Here is a 16,568-nt window from a genome sequence, read left to right as displayed (position 1 = left end):
CATGCAAAAGATTCGTCGTGACGACGAGATCATCGTGATCGCCGGCAAAGACAAAGGTAAGCGCGGTAAGGTGCTTAAGGTTCTCGCTAATAACCGTCTGGTTATCGGTGGTCTGAACCTGGTCAAGCGTCATACCAAGCCTAACCCGATGTCGGGCGTGCAGGGCGGTATCGTCGAGAAAGAAGCTCCGCTGGATGCTTCTAACGTCGCCATCTTCAACGGCGAAACCAACAAGGCTGACCGCGTTGGTTTCAAAGTAGAAGACGGTAAGAAAATTCGTGTCTTCAAGTCGACCCAAAAAGCGGTTGATGCTTGAACACTGCTAGGTAGATTAGACCATGGCACGACTACAAGAGATTTACCGGAAGGAAATCGCCCCTAAGCTTAAGGAAGAACTTAAGCTCGGGAACGTGATGGAAGTTCCGCGCGTTACCAAAATCACCCTGAACATGGGTCTGGGCGAAGCGATCGGCGACAAAAAAGTCATCGAGCACGCTGTTGCCGACCTGGAAAAGATCACCGGTCAAAAAGTCGTTGTGACTTACGCTCGGAAATCCATCGCTGGCTTTAAAGTCCGTGAAGGTTGGCCGATCGGCGTCAAAGTGACTCTGCGCCGTGAGCGTATGTACGAATTCCTGGATCGTCTGCTGTCGATCTCCCTGCCTCGGGTTCGCGACTTCCGCGGCCTGAATGCCAAGTCCTTCGATGGTCGTGGTAACTACAGCATGGGCGTGAAAGAGCAGATCATCTTCCCGGAAATCGACTACGACAAGATCGATGCTCTCCGCGGTCTGGACATCACCCTGACCACCACTGCCAAGAACGATGATGAAGGTCGCGCCCTGCTGCGTGCTTTCAAATTCCCGTTCCGCAACTGATTGGAGTAGGACCATGGCCAAGATGAGCATGAAAAACCGCGAGCTGAAGCGTCAGCTCACGGTTGCCAAGTACGCCAAGAAGCGTGCAGCACTGAAAGCAATCATCGTTGATCTGAACGCAAGTCCAGAAGCACGTTGGGAAGCTACAGTTGCTCTGCAGAAGCAGCCACGTGACGCAAGCGCTTCGCGCATGCGTAACCGCTGCCGCCTGACCGGTCGTCCACACGGCGTTTACCGCAAGTTCGGCCTCGGCCGTAACAAACTGCGTGAAGCGGCAATGCGTGGTGACGTACCAGGTCTGGTTAAAGCCAGCTGGTAAGTACTTTCAACGTCCAGGTGGTCGGAATCGCAAGATACTGACCGCCGGTGACCTTGAATCTGGATCAAGCCCCTTTTGGGGCTTGTTTCATTTCTGGAGTATGTCTAAAATACGCGGCTCGCCTGAGCCCGTGTTTTTTGTGCTCGGAGATTCTCGGCGACATATGTAGCCGCAAGGCTAATTTTTTTGTATTAGGAGCGTCTAGCCCATGAGTATGCAGGACCCGTTAGCGGACATGCTAACTCGTATCCGTAATGCCCAGATGGCTGAAAAGTCCGTCGTAAGCATGCCATCTTCCAAGTTGAAGGTAGCTGTTGCCAAAGTCCTGAAAGACGAAGGCTACATTGCGGGTTATCAGATCAGCAGCGAAATCAAACCACTGCTGTCCATCGAGCTGAAGTACTTCGAAGGCCGTTCGGTCATCGAGGAAGTGAAGCGCGTTAGCCGTCCAGGCCTGCGTCAGTACAAGTCCGCTGAAGATCTGCCGAAAGTTCGTGGCGGTCTGGGCGTGTCTATCGTCTCCACCAACAAAGGTGTGATGACGGATCGTGCTGCGCGCGCTGCCGGTGTCGGCGGCGAAGTTCTTTGCACTGTGTTCTAAGGGGGGATAAGCATGTCTCGCGTCGCTAAGAACCCCGTTAAGCTGCCAGCCGGTGTCGAAGTCAAATTCGCAGGCCAACAGCTTTCGGTGAAGGGTGCCAAGGGTACTCTTGAACTGAACATCCATTCGTCCGTTGAGATCGTTGAGGAAGCTGGTGAGCTGCGTTTCGCTGCTCGCAATGGCGATCAACAAACTCGCGCAATGGCCGGTACCACGCGTGCGTTGGTAAACAACATGGTCCAAGGCGTAAGCCAAGGCTTCGAGCGTAAGCTCCAGCTGGTCGGTGTTGGTTACAAAGCGCAAGCAAAAGGCACGGTTTTGAACCTTGCCCTTGGCTTCTCGCACCCAGTGGATTACGAACTGCCAGCGGGCATCACTGCTGAGACTCCTAGCCAGACCGATATCCTGATCAAGGGCATCGATAAGCAGCTGGTAGGTCAAGTGGCCGCTGAGATCCGCGACTTCCGTCCACCAGAGCCGTACAAAGGCAAAGGTGTGCGCTACGCGGACGAAGTCGTCCGTCGTAAAGAAGCCAAGAAGAAGTAGGGCATAGCAAATGACCGACAAAAAAGTTACTCGACTGCGTCGCGCTCGCAAAGCACGCCTGAAAATGCACGAACTCGAAGTCGTGCGTCTCTGCGTGTTCCGCTCGTCGCAGCACATCTACGCCCAGGTCATCTCGGCCGACGGCAACAAAGTCCTGGCAAGCGCCTCGACTTTGGATAAAGAACTGCGTGATGGTGCCACTGGCAACATCGACGCGGCCACAAAGGTTGGCCAGCTGGTCGCTACGCGTGCTAAGGCCGCTGGCGTCTCGCAAGTGGCTTTCGACCGCTCTGGCTTCAAGTACCACGGTCGCGTGAAAGCGCTGGCTGATGCTGCTCGTGAAGCTGGGCTGGAGTTCTAAGTTATGTCAAATAACGACCAAAAGCGCGACGAAGGCTACATTGAGAAGCTGGTTCAAGTTAACCGCGTAGCCAAAACCGTTAAAGGCGGCCGTATCTTCACTTTCACCGCGTTGACCGTGGTAGGTGATGGTAAAGGGCGTGTTGGCTTCGGCCGTGGCAAGTCACGTGAAGTGCCTGCTGCGATCCAGAAGGCAATGGAAGCTGCTCGTCGCAACATGATCCAAGTTGATCTGAACGGCACCACTCTGCAGTACGCAATGAAGTCCGCTCACGGCGCTTCGAAGGTGTACATGCAGCCTGCTTCTGAAGGTACCGGTATCATCGCTGGCGGCGCTATGCGTGCTGTCCTCGAAGTTGCTGGCGTTCAGAACGTTCTGGCCAAGTGCTACGGCTCGACTAACCCAGTAAACGTGGTTCACGCCACTTTCAAGGGTCTGAAGGCTATGCAATCTCCTGAGTCCATCGCTGCCAAGCGTGGTCTGACTGTCAAGGAGATCTTCTGATCATGGCTACCGTTAAAGTAACGCTGATCAAAAGCATGACCGGCCGCATCCCTAACCACAAATTGTGCGTTAAAGGTTTGGGTCTGCGTCGCATCGGTCACACTGTAGAAGTCCAGGATACTCCCGAGAATCGCGGGATGATCAACAAGGCTTACTACATGCTGCGTGTAGAGGGTTAATCGATGAAACTCAATGATCTGAGTCCAGCGCCGGGTTCCCGTCGCGAAAAGCATCGTCCGGGCCGTGGTATCGGTAGTGGTTTGGGTAAGACCGGTGGCCGTGGCCACAAGGGTCAAACCTCCCGCTCCGGTGGCACCATTGCTCCAGGCTTTGAAGGCGGTCAACAGCCGCTGCATCGTCGCCTGCCTAAGTTCGGTTTCGTATCCCTGAAAGCCATGGATCGCGCAGAAGTGCGTCTGTCCGAGCTGGCTAAAGTGGAAGGCGACATCGTTACTGTGCAGACCCTGAAAGATGCCAACGTGATCAACGTCAACGTACAGCGTGTGAAAATCATGCTGTCCGGTGAAGTGACTCGCGCTGTCACTATCGGCAAGGGAATCGGCGCCACCAAAGGTGCGCGTTCGGCTATCGAAGCAGCTGGCGGCAAGTTCGAGGAATAAATGGCTAAGCAAGGTGCTCTCTCAGCGCTCGGCAAAGGCGGTATGTCTGAACTTTGGGCTCGTCTGCGTTTTCTGTTCCTGGCGATTATCGTCTACCGAATAGGCGCACACATCCCGGTTCCAGGTATCAACCCGGACCGACTCGCAGACCTGTTTCGACAGAATGAGGGGACCATTCTTAGCTTGTTCAACATGTTTTCCGGCGGCGCGCTGGAGCGGATGAGCATCTTTGCACTGGGGATCATGCCGTACATTTCGGCATCGATCATCATGCAACTGATGACAGCCGTCAGCCCGCAGCTGGAGCAGTTGAAGAAGGAAGGTGAAGCTGGCCGTCGCAAGATTAGCCAGTACACCCGCTACGGCACTGTCGTCCTCGCCCTGGTTCAAGCTATCGGCATGTCCGTTGGCCTGGCCGGGCAGGGCGTTGCGTTCACTGGTGACTTTGGCTTCCATTTCGTCGCAGTATCCACGTTTGTGGCTGGTGCGATGTTCATGATGTGGCTGGGTGAGCAGATTACTGAGCGTGGTGTTGGCAACGGTATCTCGATGTTGATTTTCGCAGGTATCGTCGCCGGTCTTCCGAGAGCAATCGGGCAGTCTTTCGAGTCTGCGCGTCAGGGTGATATCAATATCTTCGCCTTGGTTGCCATCGGTTTGCTGGCAGTAGCGATTATCGGTTTTGTGGTGTTCATTGAGCGTGGCCAGCGTCGTATTGCTGTTCACTACGCCAAGCGTCAGCAGGGCCGTAAGGTCTTTGCTGCGCAGACCAGCCACTTGCCGCTGAAAGTGAATATGGCCGGTGTTATTCCGGCAATTTTCGCGAGCAGCATCTTGCTGTTTCCGGCTTCGTTGGGTACCTGGTTTGGTCAGTCTGAAAATATGGGCTGGCTGCAGGACCTCTCTCAGTCGATCGCTCCTGGTCAGCCGTTGAATATTCTGCTGTTTAGTGCAGGGATTATTTTCTTCTGCTTCTTCTATACGGCGTTGATGTTCAATCCGAAAGACGTAGCGGAAAACCTGAAGAAGTCCGGTGCCTTTATTCCGGGCATCCGTCCAGGTGAGCAGTCGGCACGCTACATTGATGGCGTTCTGACTCGTTTGACCCTGTTCGGTGCTCTATATATGACGGCCGTGTGCCTGTTGCCCCAGTTCCTGGTGGTTGCAGCAAACGTTCCGTTCTACCTTGGCGGGACCTCGTTGCTGATCGTGGTCGTGGTTGTGATGGACTTCATGTCCCAAGTACAATCGCACCTCGTTTCGCACCAGTACGAATCCCTGATGAAGAAAGCCAACCTGAAGGGCTACGGCAGCGGCATGTTGCGCTGAGTACCCCATAAGGTTCGAGGAGTTGGTGATGAAAGTTCGTGCATCGGTGAAAAAGCTGTGCCGTAACTGCAAGATTATTCGCCGCGAAGGTGTTGTTCGAGTAATTTGCAGCGCGGAACCGCGTCACAAACAGCGCCAAGGCTGAGTGTGATCCGCTTGAAGCCCGGCAGCTAGTGCGCTGCCGGGTTGATTATTTGTTATTACAGCGATATTATCTCGCGCCCTATTTCTTGGCTTCCGGGGCGTAGGTAGCTGTCAATTGGAGTCCCACTGAATGGCCCGTATTGCAGGCGTTAACATTCCAGATAACAAGCACACTGTTATCTCGCTGACCTACATCTATGGTGTTGGTCGCACTACTGCGCAGAAAATTTGCGCAGTCGCTGGGGTAAACCCAGCCGCTAAGATCAAGGATCTGAGCGACGAGCAGATTGAACAGCTGCGTGGCGAAGTGGCGAAGTTCACCACTGAAGGTGACCTGCGTCGCGAAATCAACATGAAAATCAAGCGTTTGATGGACCTCGGTTGCTATCGCGGTCTGCGTCATCGTCGTGGTCTTCCAGTACGCGGTCAGCGTACCAAGACTAACGCGCGTACCCGTAAAGGTCCGCGTAAGCCGATCCGCAAGTAATCGCCCCAGCGAATCGACAGGAAAATTATCATGGCAAAACCTGCTGCTCGTCCTCGTAAAAAAGTTAAAAAGACAGTGGTTGATGGCATCGCCCACATCCATGCATCTTTTAACAACACCATCGTGACCATCACCGACCGTCAAGGTAACGCGCTTTCTTGGGCTACCTCCGGTGGTTCGGGTTTCCGCGGTTCCCGCAAGTCCACCCCGTTTGCTGCTCAAGTAGCTGCTGAACGTGCTGGTCAAGCTGCGCTGGAATATGGCCTGAAAAACCTCGACGTTAACGTCAAGGGTCCAGGTCCAGGTCGTGAGTCTGCTGTCCGTGCTTTGAACGGCTGTGGCTATAAGATCGCCAGCATCACCGACGTGACGCCAATCCCGCACAACGGGTGCCGTCCGCCGAAGAAGCGCCGCGTGTAATCCAGGAGATTGTAAAGAATGGCTCGTTACATTGGTCCAAAATGCAAACTCGCTCGTCGCGAAGGCACCGATCTCTTCCTGAAGAGCGGCGTGCGCGCGATCGAATCGAAGTGCAACATTGAAGCAGCACCTGGTATCCACGGCCAACGCCGCGGTCGCCAGTCCGACTACGGCACCCAACTGCGTGAAAAGCAGAAGGTCCGTCGTATCTACGGCGTTCTCGAGCGTCAGTTCAGCGGCTACTACAAAGAAGCTGCTGGCAAGAAAGGTGCAACCGGTGAAAACCTGCTGCAACTGCTCGAATGCCGTCTGGACAACGTTGTATACCGTATGGGCTTTGGTTCGACTCGTGCCGAATCCCGTCAGCTGGTATCGCACAAGTCGATCAGCGTTAACGGTCAGACCGTAAACGTTCCGTCCTACCAGGTTCGTGCTGGTGACGTGGTCGCAGTTCGCGAGAAAGCAAAAAACCAACTTCGCATTGTCCAAGCTCTCGATCTGTGTGCCCAACGTGGCCGCGTAGAATGGGTAGAAGTAGACACTGAGAAGAAGTCGGGCGTTTTCAAGAACGTTCCTGCTCGCAGTGATCTGTCCGCCGACATCAACGAAAGCCTGATTGTCGAGCTCTACTCCAAGTAAGGGCTAGAAAATAGGTGCATCCATGCAGATTTCGGTAAATGAGTTCCTGACACCCCGCCACATTGATGTGCAGGTTGTCAGTCCAACCCGCGCCAAAATTACTCTCGAGCCTCTCGAGCGTGGTTTTGGCCACACCCTGGGCAACGCGCTGCGCCGCATCCTGTTGTCCTCAATGCCCGGCTGTGCAGTAGTCGAGGCCGAGATTGACGGTGTGCTCCACGAGTACAGCGCCATCGAAGGTGTACAGGAAGACGTAATTGAAATCCTGTTGAACCTTAAAGGTCTGGCTATCAAGCTGCACGGCCGTGACGAAGTTACGCTGACCTTGTCGAAGAAGGGTTCGGGGGTGGTTACCGCTGCCGATATTCAGCTGGATCATGATGTCGAGATCGTTAACCCCGATCACGTAATCGCTAACCTGGCGTCTAACGGCGCCCTGAACATGAAGCTCACTGTAGCTCGTGGTCGTGGTTATGAACCGGCCGACTCGCGTCAGAGCGATGAAGACGAAAGCCGCAGCATTGGTCGCTTGCAGCTTGACTCTTCGTTCAGCCCGGTTCGCCGTATCGCATACGTGGTGGAAAACGCCCGTGTCGAACAGCGTACTAACCTGGACAAGCTGGTTATTGATCTGGAAACCAACGGTACCCTGGATCCTGAAGAGGCTATCCGCCGCGCTGCAACCATTCTGCAACAGCAGTTGGCTGCGTTCGTCGACCTCAAAGGTGACAGCGAACCAGTGGTAATCGAGCAGGAAGACGAGATCGATCCGATCCTGCTTCGCCCGGTTGACGATCTGGAACTGACTGTACGTTCGGCTAACTGCCTTAAGGCGGAAAACATTTACTACATCGGTGACCTGATCCAGCGCACCGAAGTAGAACTGTTGAAGACTCCGAACCTGGGCAAGAAATCCTTGACTGAAATCAAGGACGTTCTGGCCTCCCGCGGTCTGTCCCTCGGCATGCGCCTCGACAACTGGCCGCCTGCAAGTCTTAAGAAGGACGACAAGGCGACTGCCTGATCGTCGTAATCACCGAACGTGAGTTTGGTAAGGAATGAACCATGCGTCATCGTAAAAGTGGTCGTCACCTGAGCCGTACCAGCTCGCACCGCAAGGCCATGTTCCAAAACATGGCGGTGTCGCTGTTCGAGCACGAGCTGATCAAAACTACACTGCCGAAAGCTAAAGAACTGCGTCGCGTTGCTGAGCCGCTGATCACTTTGGCCAAGACAGACAGCCTGGCTAACCGCCGTCTGGCTTTCGACCGTACTCGTTCGAAAGCTATCGTTGGTAAGCTCTTCAACGACCTGGGCAAGCGTTACGCTACCCGTGAGGGTGGCTACCTGCGCATCCTCAAGTGCGGTTTCCGCGCTGGCGACAACGCGCCTATGGCGTACGTCGAGTTGGTTGATCGTGCTACTGCCGGCGAAGCTGTAAGCGCCGAGTAAGACGACAAGCTGCAACGAGAAACCGGGCCTAGTGCCCGGTTTTTTGTGCGCGTAACAAAAGCGCGCTGCGTACAAGAATCCTCAAGCGACACGCTTCACTATGAGCGTTGGGTATGTTGGTAGTTATTTTCTATTGATGCCTACAATTTAATGAATTTGTAGGTGCCATGTGGATGGTCAATACTCCCTCCAAGCCGATTAGCCGGCAGTTCCAAGTCCGACCTGAGGAAGATTGCGCATGAGCCAGAATAAAGTCCTTACCACCGCCAGCGGCGCACCCGTTGCGGACAACCAGAACTCACGTTCCGCCGGCCCACGTGGCCCCTTGCTGCTCGACGATTTTCACCTGATCGAGAAGCTCGCGCACTTCAACCGTGAAAACATCCCTGAGCGTCGCGTGCACGCCAAAGGTTCGGGTGCCTACGGTACCTTCACTGTAACTAAAGACATTACCCAGTACACCAGCGCCAAGTTGTTCGAGTCCGTTGGCAAGCAGACGCCTACGTTCCTGCGTTTTTCTACCGTAGGCGGTGAGCGTGGTTCGGCTGACACTGAGCGCGATCCACGTGGCTTCGCCTTGAAGTTCTACACCGAGGAAGGCAACTGGGACATTGTCGGTAACAACACCCCGGTGTTCTTTATCCGTGACCCGCTGAAATTCCCTGACTTTATCCACACCCAGAAGCGTCTGCCCCAAAGCAATCTGAAAAGCGCACAAATGATGTGGGATTTCTGGTCGCATTCCCCGGAGGCGCTGCACCAGGTCACCATTCTGTTTTCGGACCGTGGCATCCCAGACGGCTACCGTCACATGCACGGCTTCGGCAGCCACACTTACAGTCTGATCAACGCCAAGGGCGAACGCCACTGGGTGAAGTGGCACTACAAGACCAAGCAAGGCATCAAGAACCTGGCGCCGGCCGAGGCTGCACGCCTGGCGGGTACCGACCCTGACTACGCCCAGCGTGATCTGTTTGGTGCGATCGAGCGCGGTGACTTCCCGAAATGGCGCGTCTGCATCCAGATCATGACTGAGGCTCAAGCAAACGCTCATTACGAGAACCCGTTTGACGTGACCAAGACCTGGTCGCAAAAAGAATTCCCTTTGATTGAAGTGGGTGAGTTGGAGCTCAATCGTAATCCGCAGAACTACTTCGCCGAAGTCGAGCAGGCCGCATTTGGCCCAAGCAATATGGTCCCAGGCGTTGGCCTGTCGCCGGACCGCATGCTGCAAGGCCGGGTCTTCGCCTACGCTGATGCGCACCGCTACCGTGTGGGCACCAACCACCAGCAACTGCCGGTGAACGCGCCACGTAGCCCGGTTAACAGCTACCAGCGTGACGGCTCCATGGCTTTCGGTAGTAACGGCGGTGCGGCTCCGAACTACGAGCCAAACAGCTATGCCGATGCACCGAAACAAGCCCCGCAGTATGCAGAGCCGGCACTGGCCCTGAGCGGCGCCGCTGATCGCTACGATCATCGTGAAGACACGGACTACTACAGCCACGCCGGTGCGCTGTTCCGTCTGATGAATGATGAGCAGAAAGCCCTGCTCACCAATAACATCGCCGGTGCTATGGGTGGCGTTTCCAGCGACGTGGTCCAGCGTCAACTGCAGCACTTCTATAAGGCTGACCCGGCTTATGGAGAAGCAATCGCAAAGGCACTGGGTGTATCGCTTAACTGACTCTAAACGATAAGCAGAACCGCCCTCATTTGGGCGGTTTTTGCGTTATTTCAGCTACTTTTCTCCGGAAATCTTCACTTTTCTGCCGTTTGTCCCGTGACCTTCAAGTCAGCATGGTTCAAACTACAGTCTTTCAAGCAGGGAGATGTAGGGCGATGCAAGGTCACCCCGACGTAATCGATTACCTCAACACGTTGCTGACGGGCGAACTGGCAGCTCGTGACCAATATTTCATCCATTCGCGTATGTACGAAGACTGGGGCTTTACTGAGCTCTACGAGCGTATCAACCACGAGATGGAAGAAGAAGCACAGCACGCTGACGCCCTGATGCGCCGTATCCTGATGCTCGAAGGCACGCCGCGTATGCGTCCTGATGATCTGGACGTGGGTACCACAGTGCCTGACATGCTCGCTGCCGATCTTCGCCTTGAGTACAAGGTCCGTGCCGCACTCTGCAAGGGCATCGAGCTTTGCGAGCAGCACAACGACTATGTCACCCGGGAAATACTGCGGGTGCAGTTGAATGACACCGAAGAAGATCACACCTACTGGCTGGAAAAGCAGTTGGGCCTGATCAAGCTGATCGGCCTGGAGAATTACCTGCAATCGCAGTTCTGATTCCCGGCTATAAAAAGCCCCTGTCACCGCAAAGTGACAGGGGCTTTTTATTGGACGATGAAAAGATCAGGCCCGATCGCGTTCCAGCAATGGTTTCAGGTAGTAACCGGTGTGCGACTGAGGCATTTCGGAAACCTGCTCCGGCGTGCCCACTGCGATGATCTGGCCACCCTTCGAGCCACCTTCCGGCCCCAGGTCTACCAGCCAGTCGGCCGTCTTGATCACATCAAGGTTGTGCTCGATCACCACCACGGTATTGCCGTGGTCCCGCAAGCGGTGGAGTACGTCCAGCAACTGCTGGATATCCGCAAAGTGCAGGCCAGTGGTCGGCTCATCGAGGATGTACAAGGTTTTGCCAGTATCGCGCTTGGACAGCTCGCGAGACAGCTTGACCCGCTGCGCCTCGCCACCTGACAGCGTGGTCGCGGACTGCCCCAGCTTGATGTACGACAGGCCCACATCCATCAGCGTCTGCAGTTTGCGCGCCAACGCCGGCACTGCGTCGAAGAACTCGCGAGCTTCCTCGATGGTCATTTCCAGGGTCTCGTGAATGCTCTTACCCTTGTACTTGATCTCCAGGGTCTCGCGGTTGTAGCGCTTGCTCTTGCACACATCGCACGGCACGTAGATGTCCGGCAGGAAGTGCATCTCCACCTTGATCAGGCCATCGCCCTGGCACGCTTCACAGCGCCCGCCCTTGACGTTGAACGAGAACCGGCCTGGCCCATAACCTCGTGAGCGCGACTCTGGCACGCCAGCGAACAACTCACGGATAGGCGTAAACAGCCCGGTGTAGGTGGCTGGGTTTGAACGCGGCGTACGCCCAATCGGGCTCTGGTCGATATCGACCACCTTGTCCAGATGCTCCAGGCCCTTGATGCTGTCGTGGGCCGCTGCTTCCAGGGTGGTCGCGCCGTTCAGGGCGGTGGCACTCAGGGGGAACAGGGTGTTGTTGATCAGCGTCGACTTGCCCGAACCGGAAACACCGGTCACGCAGGTCAGCAGGCCCAGCGGAATCTCCAGGTCGACATTGCGCAGGTTGTTGCCGCGCGCGCCCTTGAGATGCAGCGCCATCTTCTTGTTACGCGGCGTTCGCTTGGCGGGTACTTCAATTTTCACACGGCCGGACAAGTATTTGCCGGTCAGTGAATCAGGATGTGCCATCACCTCGGCAGGCGTGCCTTCAGCAACAATATGGCCACCATGCACGCCCGCGCCGGGGCCGATATCGACCACGTAGTCCGCCAGGCGGATAGCGTCTTCATCATGCTCGACCACGATTACGGTATTGCCGATATCGCGCAGGTGTTTGAGCGTGCCCAGTAGGCGGTCGTTATCGCGTTGGTGCAAGCCAATCGACGGCTCGTCGAGGATATACAGCACGCCCACAAGACCGGCGCCAATCTGGCTGGCCAGGCGAATGCGCTGTGCCTCACCGCCAGACAAGGTGTCGGCGCTGCGGTCCAGCGACAGATAGTCCAAGCCCACGTTAACCAGAAACTGCAATCGCTCGCGAATCTCTTTGAGGATCTTGTCGGCAATTTCCCCGCGACGACCGGTCAGCTTCAGCACGCCAAAGTATTCACAGGCATCGCCGATCGGCAGGTTGGTCACTGCCGGCAGGGTCTTCTCGCCTACCCATACATGCCGGGCTTCACGGCGCAGACGCGTGCCACGGCAATCCGGGCAAGGTTGTGTGCTGAGGAATTTCGCCAGCTCCTCGCGCACGCTCGCCGATTCGGTTTCGCGGTAGCGGCGTTCCAGGTTCGGCACGATGCCTTCGAACGGGTGCGAGCGCTTGACGATATCGCCACGGTCGTTCAGGTACTTGAAGTCGACGTTCTGAGAACCGCTGCCATTGAGAATGACCTTCTGCTGGTCTGCCGGCAATTGGTTGAACGGTACTTCCAGGCTGAACTTGTAGTGGGACGCCAACGACCCAAGCATCTGGAAGTAGTAGACGTTACGCCTGTCCCAGCCGCGTATCGCACCCTCGGCCAAGGTCAGTTCGCCATTGACCAGGCGCTTGATATCGAAAAACTGCTTCACACCCAGGCCGTCGCAGGTCGGGCAGGCGCCGGCCGGGTTGTTGAAGGAAAACAGCTTGGGTTCCAGCTCACTGATGGCATGGCCACAAATCGGGCAGGCGAACCGCGCGGAGAAGATGATCTCTTCGCCCGGCTCGTCATCCATCGGCGCTACCAGGGCAATGCCATCGGCCAGCTTCAGCGCGGTTTCGAACGATTCCGCCAAACGCTGCTGCAGGTCGGCGCGCACCTTGAATCGGTCCACCACCACATCAATGGAGTGCTTTTTCTGCTTGTCCAGCTTCGGCGCTTCATCCAGCTCGTAGAGCTTGCCGTTGATGCGCGCTCGCACGAAGCCCTGGGCCCGCAGCTCTTCGAAGACCGACAGGTGTTCACCCTTGCGCTCGCGAATGACGGGCGCCAGCAGCATCAGCTTGGCGCCTTCGGGCTGGGCCAGCACCAGGTCGACCATCTGGCTGACGGTCTGGGCTTCCAGGGGGATATCGTGGTCCGGGCAACGGGGGATACCCACGCGTGCGTAGAGCAGGCGCAGGTAGTCGTAGATCTCGGTAATGGTACCCACGGTAGAGCGCGGGTTGTGGGACGTGGACTTCTGCTCGATGGAAATAGCCGGCGACAGGCCTTCAATGGTGTCGACATCGGGCTTTTCCATCATCGACAGGAACTGCCGGGCATAGGCCGACAGCGATTCCACATAGCGACGCTGACCTTCGGCATACAGCGTGTCGAACGCCAGGGACGATTTGCCGGAGCCGGACAAGCCGGTGATGACGATCAGTTTGTCCCGGGGCAGGGTCAGGTCGATGTTCTTCAGGTTGTGGGTTCTAGCCCCACGAATCAGGATCTTGTCCAAGATGGCCTCGCACGGCGGGCGTAAATGATGCCGGAGTATACGGCTAAAGACTGGATGAATATACACTGTCAAAACGCCGCTTGCAGCCTTACATGAAAGCTGCGCGGCAAAGCGCCGCATATACCCTCTCAATCGATGGGACTGGTAGAATCGCCGCCGGTTCACACGAGGTTTTTCCATGCACGATCCCCACAGCGAACGCATGAGTAGCGGCGAGACCCGAGCGGCAAGCGGGCTGGCCCTGGTGTTCGCCTTCCGTATGCTGGGCATGTTTATGGTGTTGCCGGTGCTGGCCACCTATGGGATGGATCTCGCAGGCGCCACCCCCGCCTTGATCGGCCTGGCGATTGGCGCCTATGGCCTGACCCAGGCGATTTTCCAGATTCCGTTCGGGATTATTTCCGACCGCATTGGCCGTCGCCCGGTGATCTATCTCGGGCTGATCGTATTCGCCCTTGGCAGTGTGCTCGCGGCCCAATCCGATTCGATCTGGGGCGTGATCGCCGGGCGCATCCTGCAGGGCGCCGGTGCGATCTCCGCCGCCGTGATGGCGCTGCTCTCGGACCTGACCCGCGAACAACACCGCACCAAGGCCATGGCGATGATCGGCATGACCATCGGCCTGTCGTTTGCCGTGGCCATGGTGGTCGGCCCCTTGCTCACGCGCGCGTTCGGCTTGCATGGGCTGTTCCTGGCCACGGGCGGCATGGCGTTGTTCGGCATCCTGATTGTGGCGTTTATGGTGCCGCGCTCCACCGGCACCCTGGCGCACCGTGAATCGGGCGTTGCACGCAAGGCGTTGCTGCCGACGCTCAAGCACCCGGACCTGCTGCGCCTGGATTTAGGTATCTTCGTATTACACGCCATGCTGATGTGCAGCTTCGTCGCCTTGCCCCTGGCCCTGGTGGAAAAAGCCGGGCTGCCCAAGGAGCAGCACTGGTGGGTCTACCTCACTGCGTTGCTGATTTCGTTCTTCGCCATGATCCCGTTCATCATCTATGGCGAGAAGAAACGCAAAATGAAACGAGTTTTACTCGGCGCCGTCGCGACATTGATGCTCACTGAACTATTCTTCTGGCAGTTCGGCGACAGCCTGCGCGCACTGGTGATCGGCACGGTGGTGTTTTTCACCGCGTTCAACCTGCTCGAGGCGTCGTTGCCGTCACTGATCAGTAAAGTTTCACCGGCAGGCGGCAAGGGCACGGCCATGGGGGTGTATTCCACCAGCCAGTTCCTGGGCTCCGCGTTGGGCGGTATCATGGGCGGCTGGATGTTCCAGCATGGCGGTTTGTCGGTTGTGTTCCTTGGATGCGCCGCGCTGGCTGCACTTTGGCTGGTCTTTGCTGTTACCATGCGCGAACCTCCCTACGTCACCAGCCTGCGTTTGCCGCTATCGCCCGAGGCGATCCGCGAAGCCGGCCTGGTCGAGCGCCTGAAGGCCGTGGTAGGGGTAACGGATGCAGTGGTGGTCGCTGAAGAGGCGGCCATTTACATCAAATTGGACACCGAATTATTGGATCGCGCGACGCTCGAGCAACTGGTCAACCCAGTGCCGACAGCGCGCCCAGCCTAGGAGAACGTTATGGCCCGTGGGGTTAACAAAGTCATATTGGTCGGTACTTGCGGCCAGGATCCCGAAGTTCGCTACTTGCCTAACGGTAATGCTGTGACCAACCTGAGCCTGGCGACCAGCGAACAGTGGACCGACAAGCAGACCAACGAGCGCAAAGAGAAAACCGAGTGGCACCGCGTGTCGTTGTTCGGCAAGGTCGCAGAGATCGCCGGTGAATACCTGCGCAAAGGTTCGCAGGTGTACATCGAAGGCAAACTGCAAACCCGTGAGTGGGAAAAAGACGGCATCAAGCGTTACACCACCGAAATCGTGGTCGACATGCAAGGCACCATGCAACTGCTGGGCGGCCGTCCACAGGGCGACCAACAGGGCCAGGGCGGCATGTCCAACTCGGCACCGCGCCCACAGCAGTCGCGTCCGCAGCCAAGCCAGCAGCCACAGCGTGAGTCGCGCCCAGCGCCACAACAGGCTGCTCCGCAACCGGCTCCGGATTTCGACAGTTTTGATGACGATATCCCGTTCTAAGGTCCAAGACCGACCCTGAACAAACAAAACCCCCGATAGCGAAAGCATCGGGGGTTTTTTATGGGCAATGCCCAGGTGTCGGTGCACGGGATGCCTTTGTGCAAACAGCACACCAACCCCAGCATTTGTTCTCATGGCTCACAAGATTTAGGCTGTCGCCACCTCTAGCAAGAAGGAAAGCTGTGATGACCTGGTCCGCCAAGCAGTACACGATGTTCGAACAGCAGCGCACTCGCCCCGTCCGTGACCTGGTGGCGGCCATTCCCAACACCGACGTGAACACCGCCGTCGACCTGGGTTGCGGGCCGGGGAACTCCACCGAAGTACTGGCCGAGCGTTTCCCCCAAGCGCACGTCACGGGCATGGACAGCTCCGATGACATGTTGCTGGACGCCCGCAAGCGCCTGCCCAGGTTGAACTTCGAGCTGGCAGACATCGGCGCCTGGCATCCGGCGCAACGCTTGGATGTGATCCTGGCCAATGCCTCGCTGCAATGGCTGCCCGATCACGCCACGCTGTACCCGCACTTGGTCCACCAACTGAACCCAGGCGGTACGCTGGCGGTGCAAACCCCGGACAACCTTGACGAGCCCGCCCATCGCCTGGCCCGTGAAGTTGCGGCCGATGGCCCATGGGCGGCCAAGATTGGGGCGGTCAAACACAATGAACGGCACACCGCCAGTTACTACTACGAACTGCTGAGCAAGCATTGCAGTACCGTGGATGTGTGGCGCACCACCTATCAGCACCCGTTGGCGGACCACGGGGCGGTGGTGGAGTGGTTCAAGGCTTCGGCATTGCGGCCTTTTCTTGCGCCGTTGACCGACGATGAAAAAGCCGCCTTCCTGCAGCAATACCAGGCGCGAATTACCCAGGCTTATCCAGCCCTGGCCGATGGCACGGTGTTGTTGCCTTTTCCGCGGCTGTTCATCATTGCCACGCGCTAAAGCGATCAGCCCGGG

Annotated in this window: 22 protein-coding genes; 21 read left to right on the top strand and 1 reads right to left on the bottom strand. The window is 56.9% G+C overall.

What is annotated here, in order from left to right:
- Position 1 precedes the first annotated feature (1 nt).
- The 18 genes from rplX to bfr all read left to right on the top strand — a co-directional run bounded on the left by rplX (position 2) and on the right by bfr (position 10,607).
- Positions 2 to 316: a 50S ribosomal protein L24 gene (gene rplX / locus E1K68_RS24785; RefSeq protein WP_003176416.1), complete on the top strand. Its 315-nt coding sequence runs from the start codon at positions 2 to 4 to the stop codon at positions 314 to 316.
- Between the two features lie 22 nt (positions 317 to 338).
- A complete protein-coding gene (gene rplE / locus E1K68_RS24780; protein ID WP_003194642.1) occupies positions 339 to 878 on the top strand; it encodes a 50S ribosomal protein L5 in 540 nt (179 codons plus the stop codon).
- Positions 879 to 891: 13 nt separating this feature from the next.
- Positions 892 to 1,197 carry a 30S ribosomal protein S14 gene (rpsN, locus tag E1K68_RS24775; protein ID WP_003176414.1) on the top strand — a complete coding sequence of 102 codons (306 nt, stop codon included), beginning with the start codon at positions 892 to 894 and terminating at the stop codon, positions 1,195 to 1,197.
- A 208-nt stretch (positions 1,198 to 1,405) separates the two neighbouring features.
- The gene (rpsH, locus tag E1K68_RS24770) at positions 1,406 to 1,798 is read left to right on the top strand and encodes a 30S ribosomal protein S8 (RefSeq protein WP_003176413.1); all 393 of its coding nucleotides are present in this window, start codon (positions 1,406 to 1,408) and stop codon (positions 1,796 to 1,798) included.
- Between the two features lie 12 nt (positions 1,799 to 1,810).
- Positions 1,811 to 2,344: a 50S ribosomal protein L6 gene (gene rplF, locus E1K68_RS24765; protein ID WP_003194640.1), complete on the top strand. Its 534-nt coding sequence runs from the start codon at positions 1,811 to 1,813 to the stop codon at positions 2,342 to 2,344.
- Between the two features lie 10 nt (positions 2,345 to 2,354).
- Positions 2,355 to 2,705, top strand: a complete 351-nt coding sequence (rplR, locus tag E1K68_RS24760) for a 50S ribosomal protein L18 (protein ID WP_003186037.1) — start codon at positions 2,355 to 2,357, stop codon at positions 2,703 to 2,705.
- A 3-nt stretch (positions 2,706 to 2,708) separates the two neighbouring features.
- Positions 2,709 to 3,209, top strand: coding sequence for a 30S ribosomal protein S5 (gene rpsE, locus E1K68_RS24755; RefSeq protein ID WP_003176409.1), 501 nt, complete (start codon positions 2,709 to 2,711; stop codon positions 3,207 to 3,209).
- A 2-nt stretch (positions 3,210 to 3,211) separates the two neighbouring features.
- Positions 3,212 to 3,388, top strand: a complete 177-nt coding sequence (gene rpmD, locus E1K68_RS24750; RefSeq protein WP_003176408.1) for a 50S ribosomal protein L30 — start codon at positions 3,212 to 3,214, stop codon at positions 3,386 to 3,388.
- A 3-nt stretch (positions 3,389 to 3,391) separates the two neighbouring features.
- On the top strand, positions 3,392 to 3,829 hold the full coding sequence (gene rplO, locus E1K68_RS24745; RefSeq protein WP_003176407.1) for a 50S ribosomal protein L15: 438 nt from the start codon (positions 3,392 to 3,394) through the stop codon (positions 3,827 to 3,829).
- Positions 3,830 to 5,158: a preprotein translocase subunit SecY gene (gene secY / locus E1K68_RS24740; RefSeq protein ID WP_003194637.1), complete on the top strand. Its 1,329-nt coding sequence runs from the start codon at positions 3,830 to 3,832 to the stop codon at positions 5,156 to 5,158.
- A gap of 28 nt (positions 5,159 to 5,186) precedes the next feature.
- A complete protein-coding gene (gene rpmJ, locus E1K68_RS24735; RefSeq protein WP_002555468.1) occupies positions 5,187 to 5,303 on the top strand; it encodes a 50S ribosomal protein L36 in 117 nt (38 codons plus the stop codon).
- Positions 5,304 to 5,432: 129 nt separating this feature from the next.
- A complete protein-coding gene (gene rpsM / locus E1K68_RS24730; RefSeq protein ID WP_003194635.1) occupies positions 5,433 to 5,789 on the top strand; it encodes a 30S ribosomal protein S13 in 357 nt (118 codons plus the stop codon).
- Positions 5,790 to 5,819: 30 nt separating this feature from the next.
- On the top strand, positions 5,820 to 6,209 hold the full coding sequence (rpsK, locus tag E1K68_RS24725) for a 30S ribosomal protein S11 (RefSeq protein WP_002555466.1): 390 nt from the start codon (positions 5,820 to 5,822) through the stop codon (positions 6,207 to 6,209).
- An 18-nt stretch (positions 6,210 to 6,227) separates the two neighbouring features.
- The gene (gene rpsD, locus E1K68_RS24720) at positions 6,228 to 6,848 is read left to right on the top strand and encodes a 30S ribosomal protein S4 (RefSeq protein WP_003176404.1); all 621 of its coding nucleotides are present in this window, start codon (positions 6,228 to 6,230) and stop codon (positions 6,846 to 6,848) included.
- Between the two features lie 22 nt (positions 6,849 to 6,870).
- Complete coding sequence (gene rpoA / locus E1K68_RS24715; RefSeq protein ID WP_003176403.1) at positions 6,871 to 7,872, top strand: DNA-directed RNA polymerase subunit alpha; 1,002 nt, start codon at positions 6,871 to 6,873, stop codon at positions 7,870 to 7,872.
- 41 nt (positions 7,873 to 7,913) lie between these two features.
- Positions 7,914 to 8,300, top strand: a complete 387-nt coding sequence (rplQ, locus tag E1K68_RS24710; RefSeq protein WP_003176402.1) for a 50S ribosomal protein L17 — start codon at positions 7,914 to 7,916, stop codon at positions 8,298 to 8,300.
- A 238-nt stretch (positions 8,301 to 8,538) separates the two neighbouring features.
- Positions 8,539 to 9,987, top strand: a complete 1,449-nt coding sequence (locus E1K68_RS24705; protein ID WP_003194632.1) for a catalase — start codon at positions 8,539 to 8,541, stop codon at positions 9,985 to 9,987.
- A gap of 155 nt (positions 9,988 to 10,142) precedes the next feature.
- Positions 10,143 to 10,607: a bacterioferritin gene (gene bfr, locus E1K68_RS24700; protein ID WP_003176400.1), complete on the top strand. Its 465-nt coding sequence runs from the start codon at positions 10,143 to 10,145 to the stop codon at positions 10,605 to 10,607.
- Positions 10,608 to 10,673: 66 nt separating this feature from the next.
- Here the strand turns inward: bfr and uvrA are convergent, their stop codons facing one another.
- On the bottom strand, positions 10,674 to 13,508 hold the full coding sequence (gene uvrA / locus E1K68_RS24695) for an excinuclease ABC subunit UvrA (protein WP_003194630.1): 2,835 nt from the start codon (positions 13,506 to 13,508) through the stop codon (positions 10,674 to 10,676).
- A 178-nt stretch (positions 13,509 to 13,686) separates the two neighbouring features.
- Between uvrA and E1K68_RS24690 the strand changes: the two genes are divergently transcribed.
- From E1K68_RS24690 to tam, 3 genes are all read left to right on the top strand, one after another.
- Positions 13,687 to 15,081 (top strand): MFS transporter, encoded by a 1,395-nt coding sequence (locus E1K68_RS24690; RefSeq protein WP_034133877.1) that lies wholly within the window; start codon positions 13,687 to 13,689, stop codon positions 15,079 to 15,081.
- A 9-nt stretch (positions 15,082 to 15,090) separates the two neighbouring features.
- Positions 15,091 to 15,606 carry a single-stranded DNA-binding protein gene (locus tag E1K68_RS24685; RefSeq protein ID WP_003194626.1) on the top strand — a complete coding sequence of 172 codons (516 nt, stop codon included), beginning with the start codon at positions 15,091 to 15,093 and terminating at the stop codon, positions 15,604 to 15,606.
- Positions 15,607 to 15,791: 185 nt separating this feature from the next.
- Positions 15,792 to 16,553, top strand: a complete 762-nt coding sequence (tam, locus tag E1K68_RS24680) for a trans-aconitate 2-methyltransferase (RefSeq protein ID WP_003194624.1) — start codon at positions 15,792 to 15,794, stop codon at positions 16,551 to 16,553.
- Positions 16,554 to 16,568: the final 15 nt, after the last annotated feature.

Source organism: Pseudomonas sp. B2021 (assembly GCF_018135665.1).
GTDB lineage: Bacteria > Pseudomonadota > Gammaproteobacteria > Pseudomonadales > Pseudomonadaceae > Aquipseudomonas > Aquipseudomonas lactis.
The sequence above is the reverse complement of the archived record's forward strand: the minus strand, read 5'-3'. Positions and strand labels throughout refer to the sequence as shown.

Bases quoted from the DNA above. Each gene is read 5' to 3' on its own strand.
- rplX (WP_003176416.1), top strand. From the start codon at position 2: ATGCAAAAGATTCGTCGTGACGACGAGATCATCGTGATCGCCGGCAAA.
- rplE (WP_003194642.1), top strand. From the start codon at position 339: ATGGCACGACTACAAGAGATTTACCGGAAGGAAATCGCCCCTAAGCTT.
- rpsN (WP_003176414.1), top strand. From the start codon at position 892: ATGGCCAAGATGAGCATGAAAAACCGCGAGCTGAAGCGTCAGCTCACG.
- rpsH (WP_003176413.1), top strand. From the start codon at position 1,406: ATGAGTATGCAGGACCCGTTAGCGGACATGCTAACTCGTATCCGTAAT.
- rplF (WP_003194640.1), top strand. From the start codon at position 1,811: ATGTCTCGCGTCGCTAAGAACCCCGTTAAGCTGCCAGCCGGTGTCGAA.
- rplR (WP_003186037.1), top strand. From the start codon at position 2,355: ATGACCGACAAAAAAGTTACTCGACTGCGTCGCGCTCGCAAAGCACGC.
- rpsE (WP_003176409.1), top strand. From the start codon at position 2,709: ATGTCAAATAACGACCAAAAGCGCGACGAAGGCTACATTGAGAAGCTG.
- rpmD (WP_003176408.1), top strand. From the start codon at position 3,212: ATGGCTACCGTTAAAGTAACGCTGATCAAAAGCATGACCGGCCGCATC.
- rplO (WP_003176407.1), top strand. From the start codon at position 3,392: ATGAAACTCAATGATCTGAGTCCAGCGCCGGGTTCCCGTCGCGAAAAG.
- secY (WP_003194637.1), top strand. From the start codon at position 3,830: ATGGCTAAGCAAGGTGCTCTCTCAGCGCTCGGCAAAGGCGGTATGTCT.
- rpmJ (WP_002555468.1), top strand. From the start codon at position 5,187: ATGAAAGTTCGTGCATCGGTGAAAAAGCTGTGCCGTAACTGCAAGATT.
- rpsM (WP_003194635.1), top strand. From the start codon at position 5,433: ATGGCCCGTATTGCAGGCGTTAACATTCCAGATAACAAGCACACTGTT.
- rpsK (WP_002555466.1), top strand. From the start codon at position 5,820: ATGGCAAAACCTGCTGCTCGTCCTCGTAAAAAAGTTAAAAAGACAGTG.
- rpsD (WP_003176404.1), top strand. From the start codon at position 6,228: ATGGCTCGTTACATTGGTCCAAAATGCAAACTCGCTCGTCGCGAAGGC.
- rpoA (WP_003176403.1), top strand. From the start codon at position 6,871: ATGCAGATTTCGGTAAATGAGTTCCTGACACCCCGCCACATTGATGTG.
- rplQ (WP_003176402.1), top strand. From the start codon at position 7,914: ATGCGTCATCGTAAAAGTGGTCGTCACCTGAGCCGTACCAGCTCGCAC.
- E1K68_RS24705 (WP_003194632.1), top strand. From the start codon at position 8,539: ATGAGCCAGAATAAAGTCCTTACCACCGCCAGCGGCGCACCCGTTGCG.
- bfr (WP_003176400.1), top strand. From the start codon at position 10,143: ATGCAAGGTCACCCCGACGTAATCGATTACCTCAACACGTTGCTGACG.
- E1K68_RS24690 (WP_034133877.1), top strand. From the start codon at position 13,687: ATGCACGATCCCCACAGCGAACGCATGAGTAGCGGCGAGACCCGAGCG.
- E1K68_RS24685 (WP_003194626.1), top strand. From the start codon at position 15,091: ATGGCCCGTGGGGTTAACAAAGTCATATTGGTCGGTACTTGCGGCCAG.
- tam (WP_003194624.1), top strand. From the start codon at position 15,792: ATGACCTGGTCCGCCAAGCAGTACACGATGTTCGAACAGCAGCGCACT.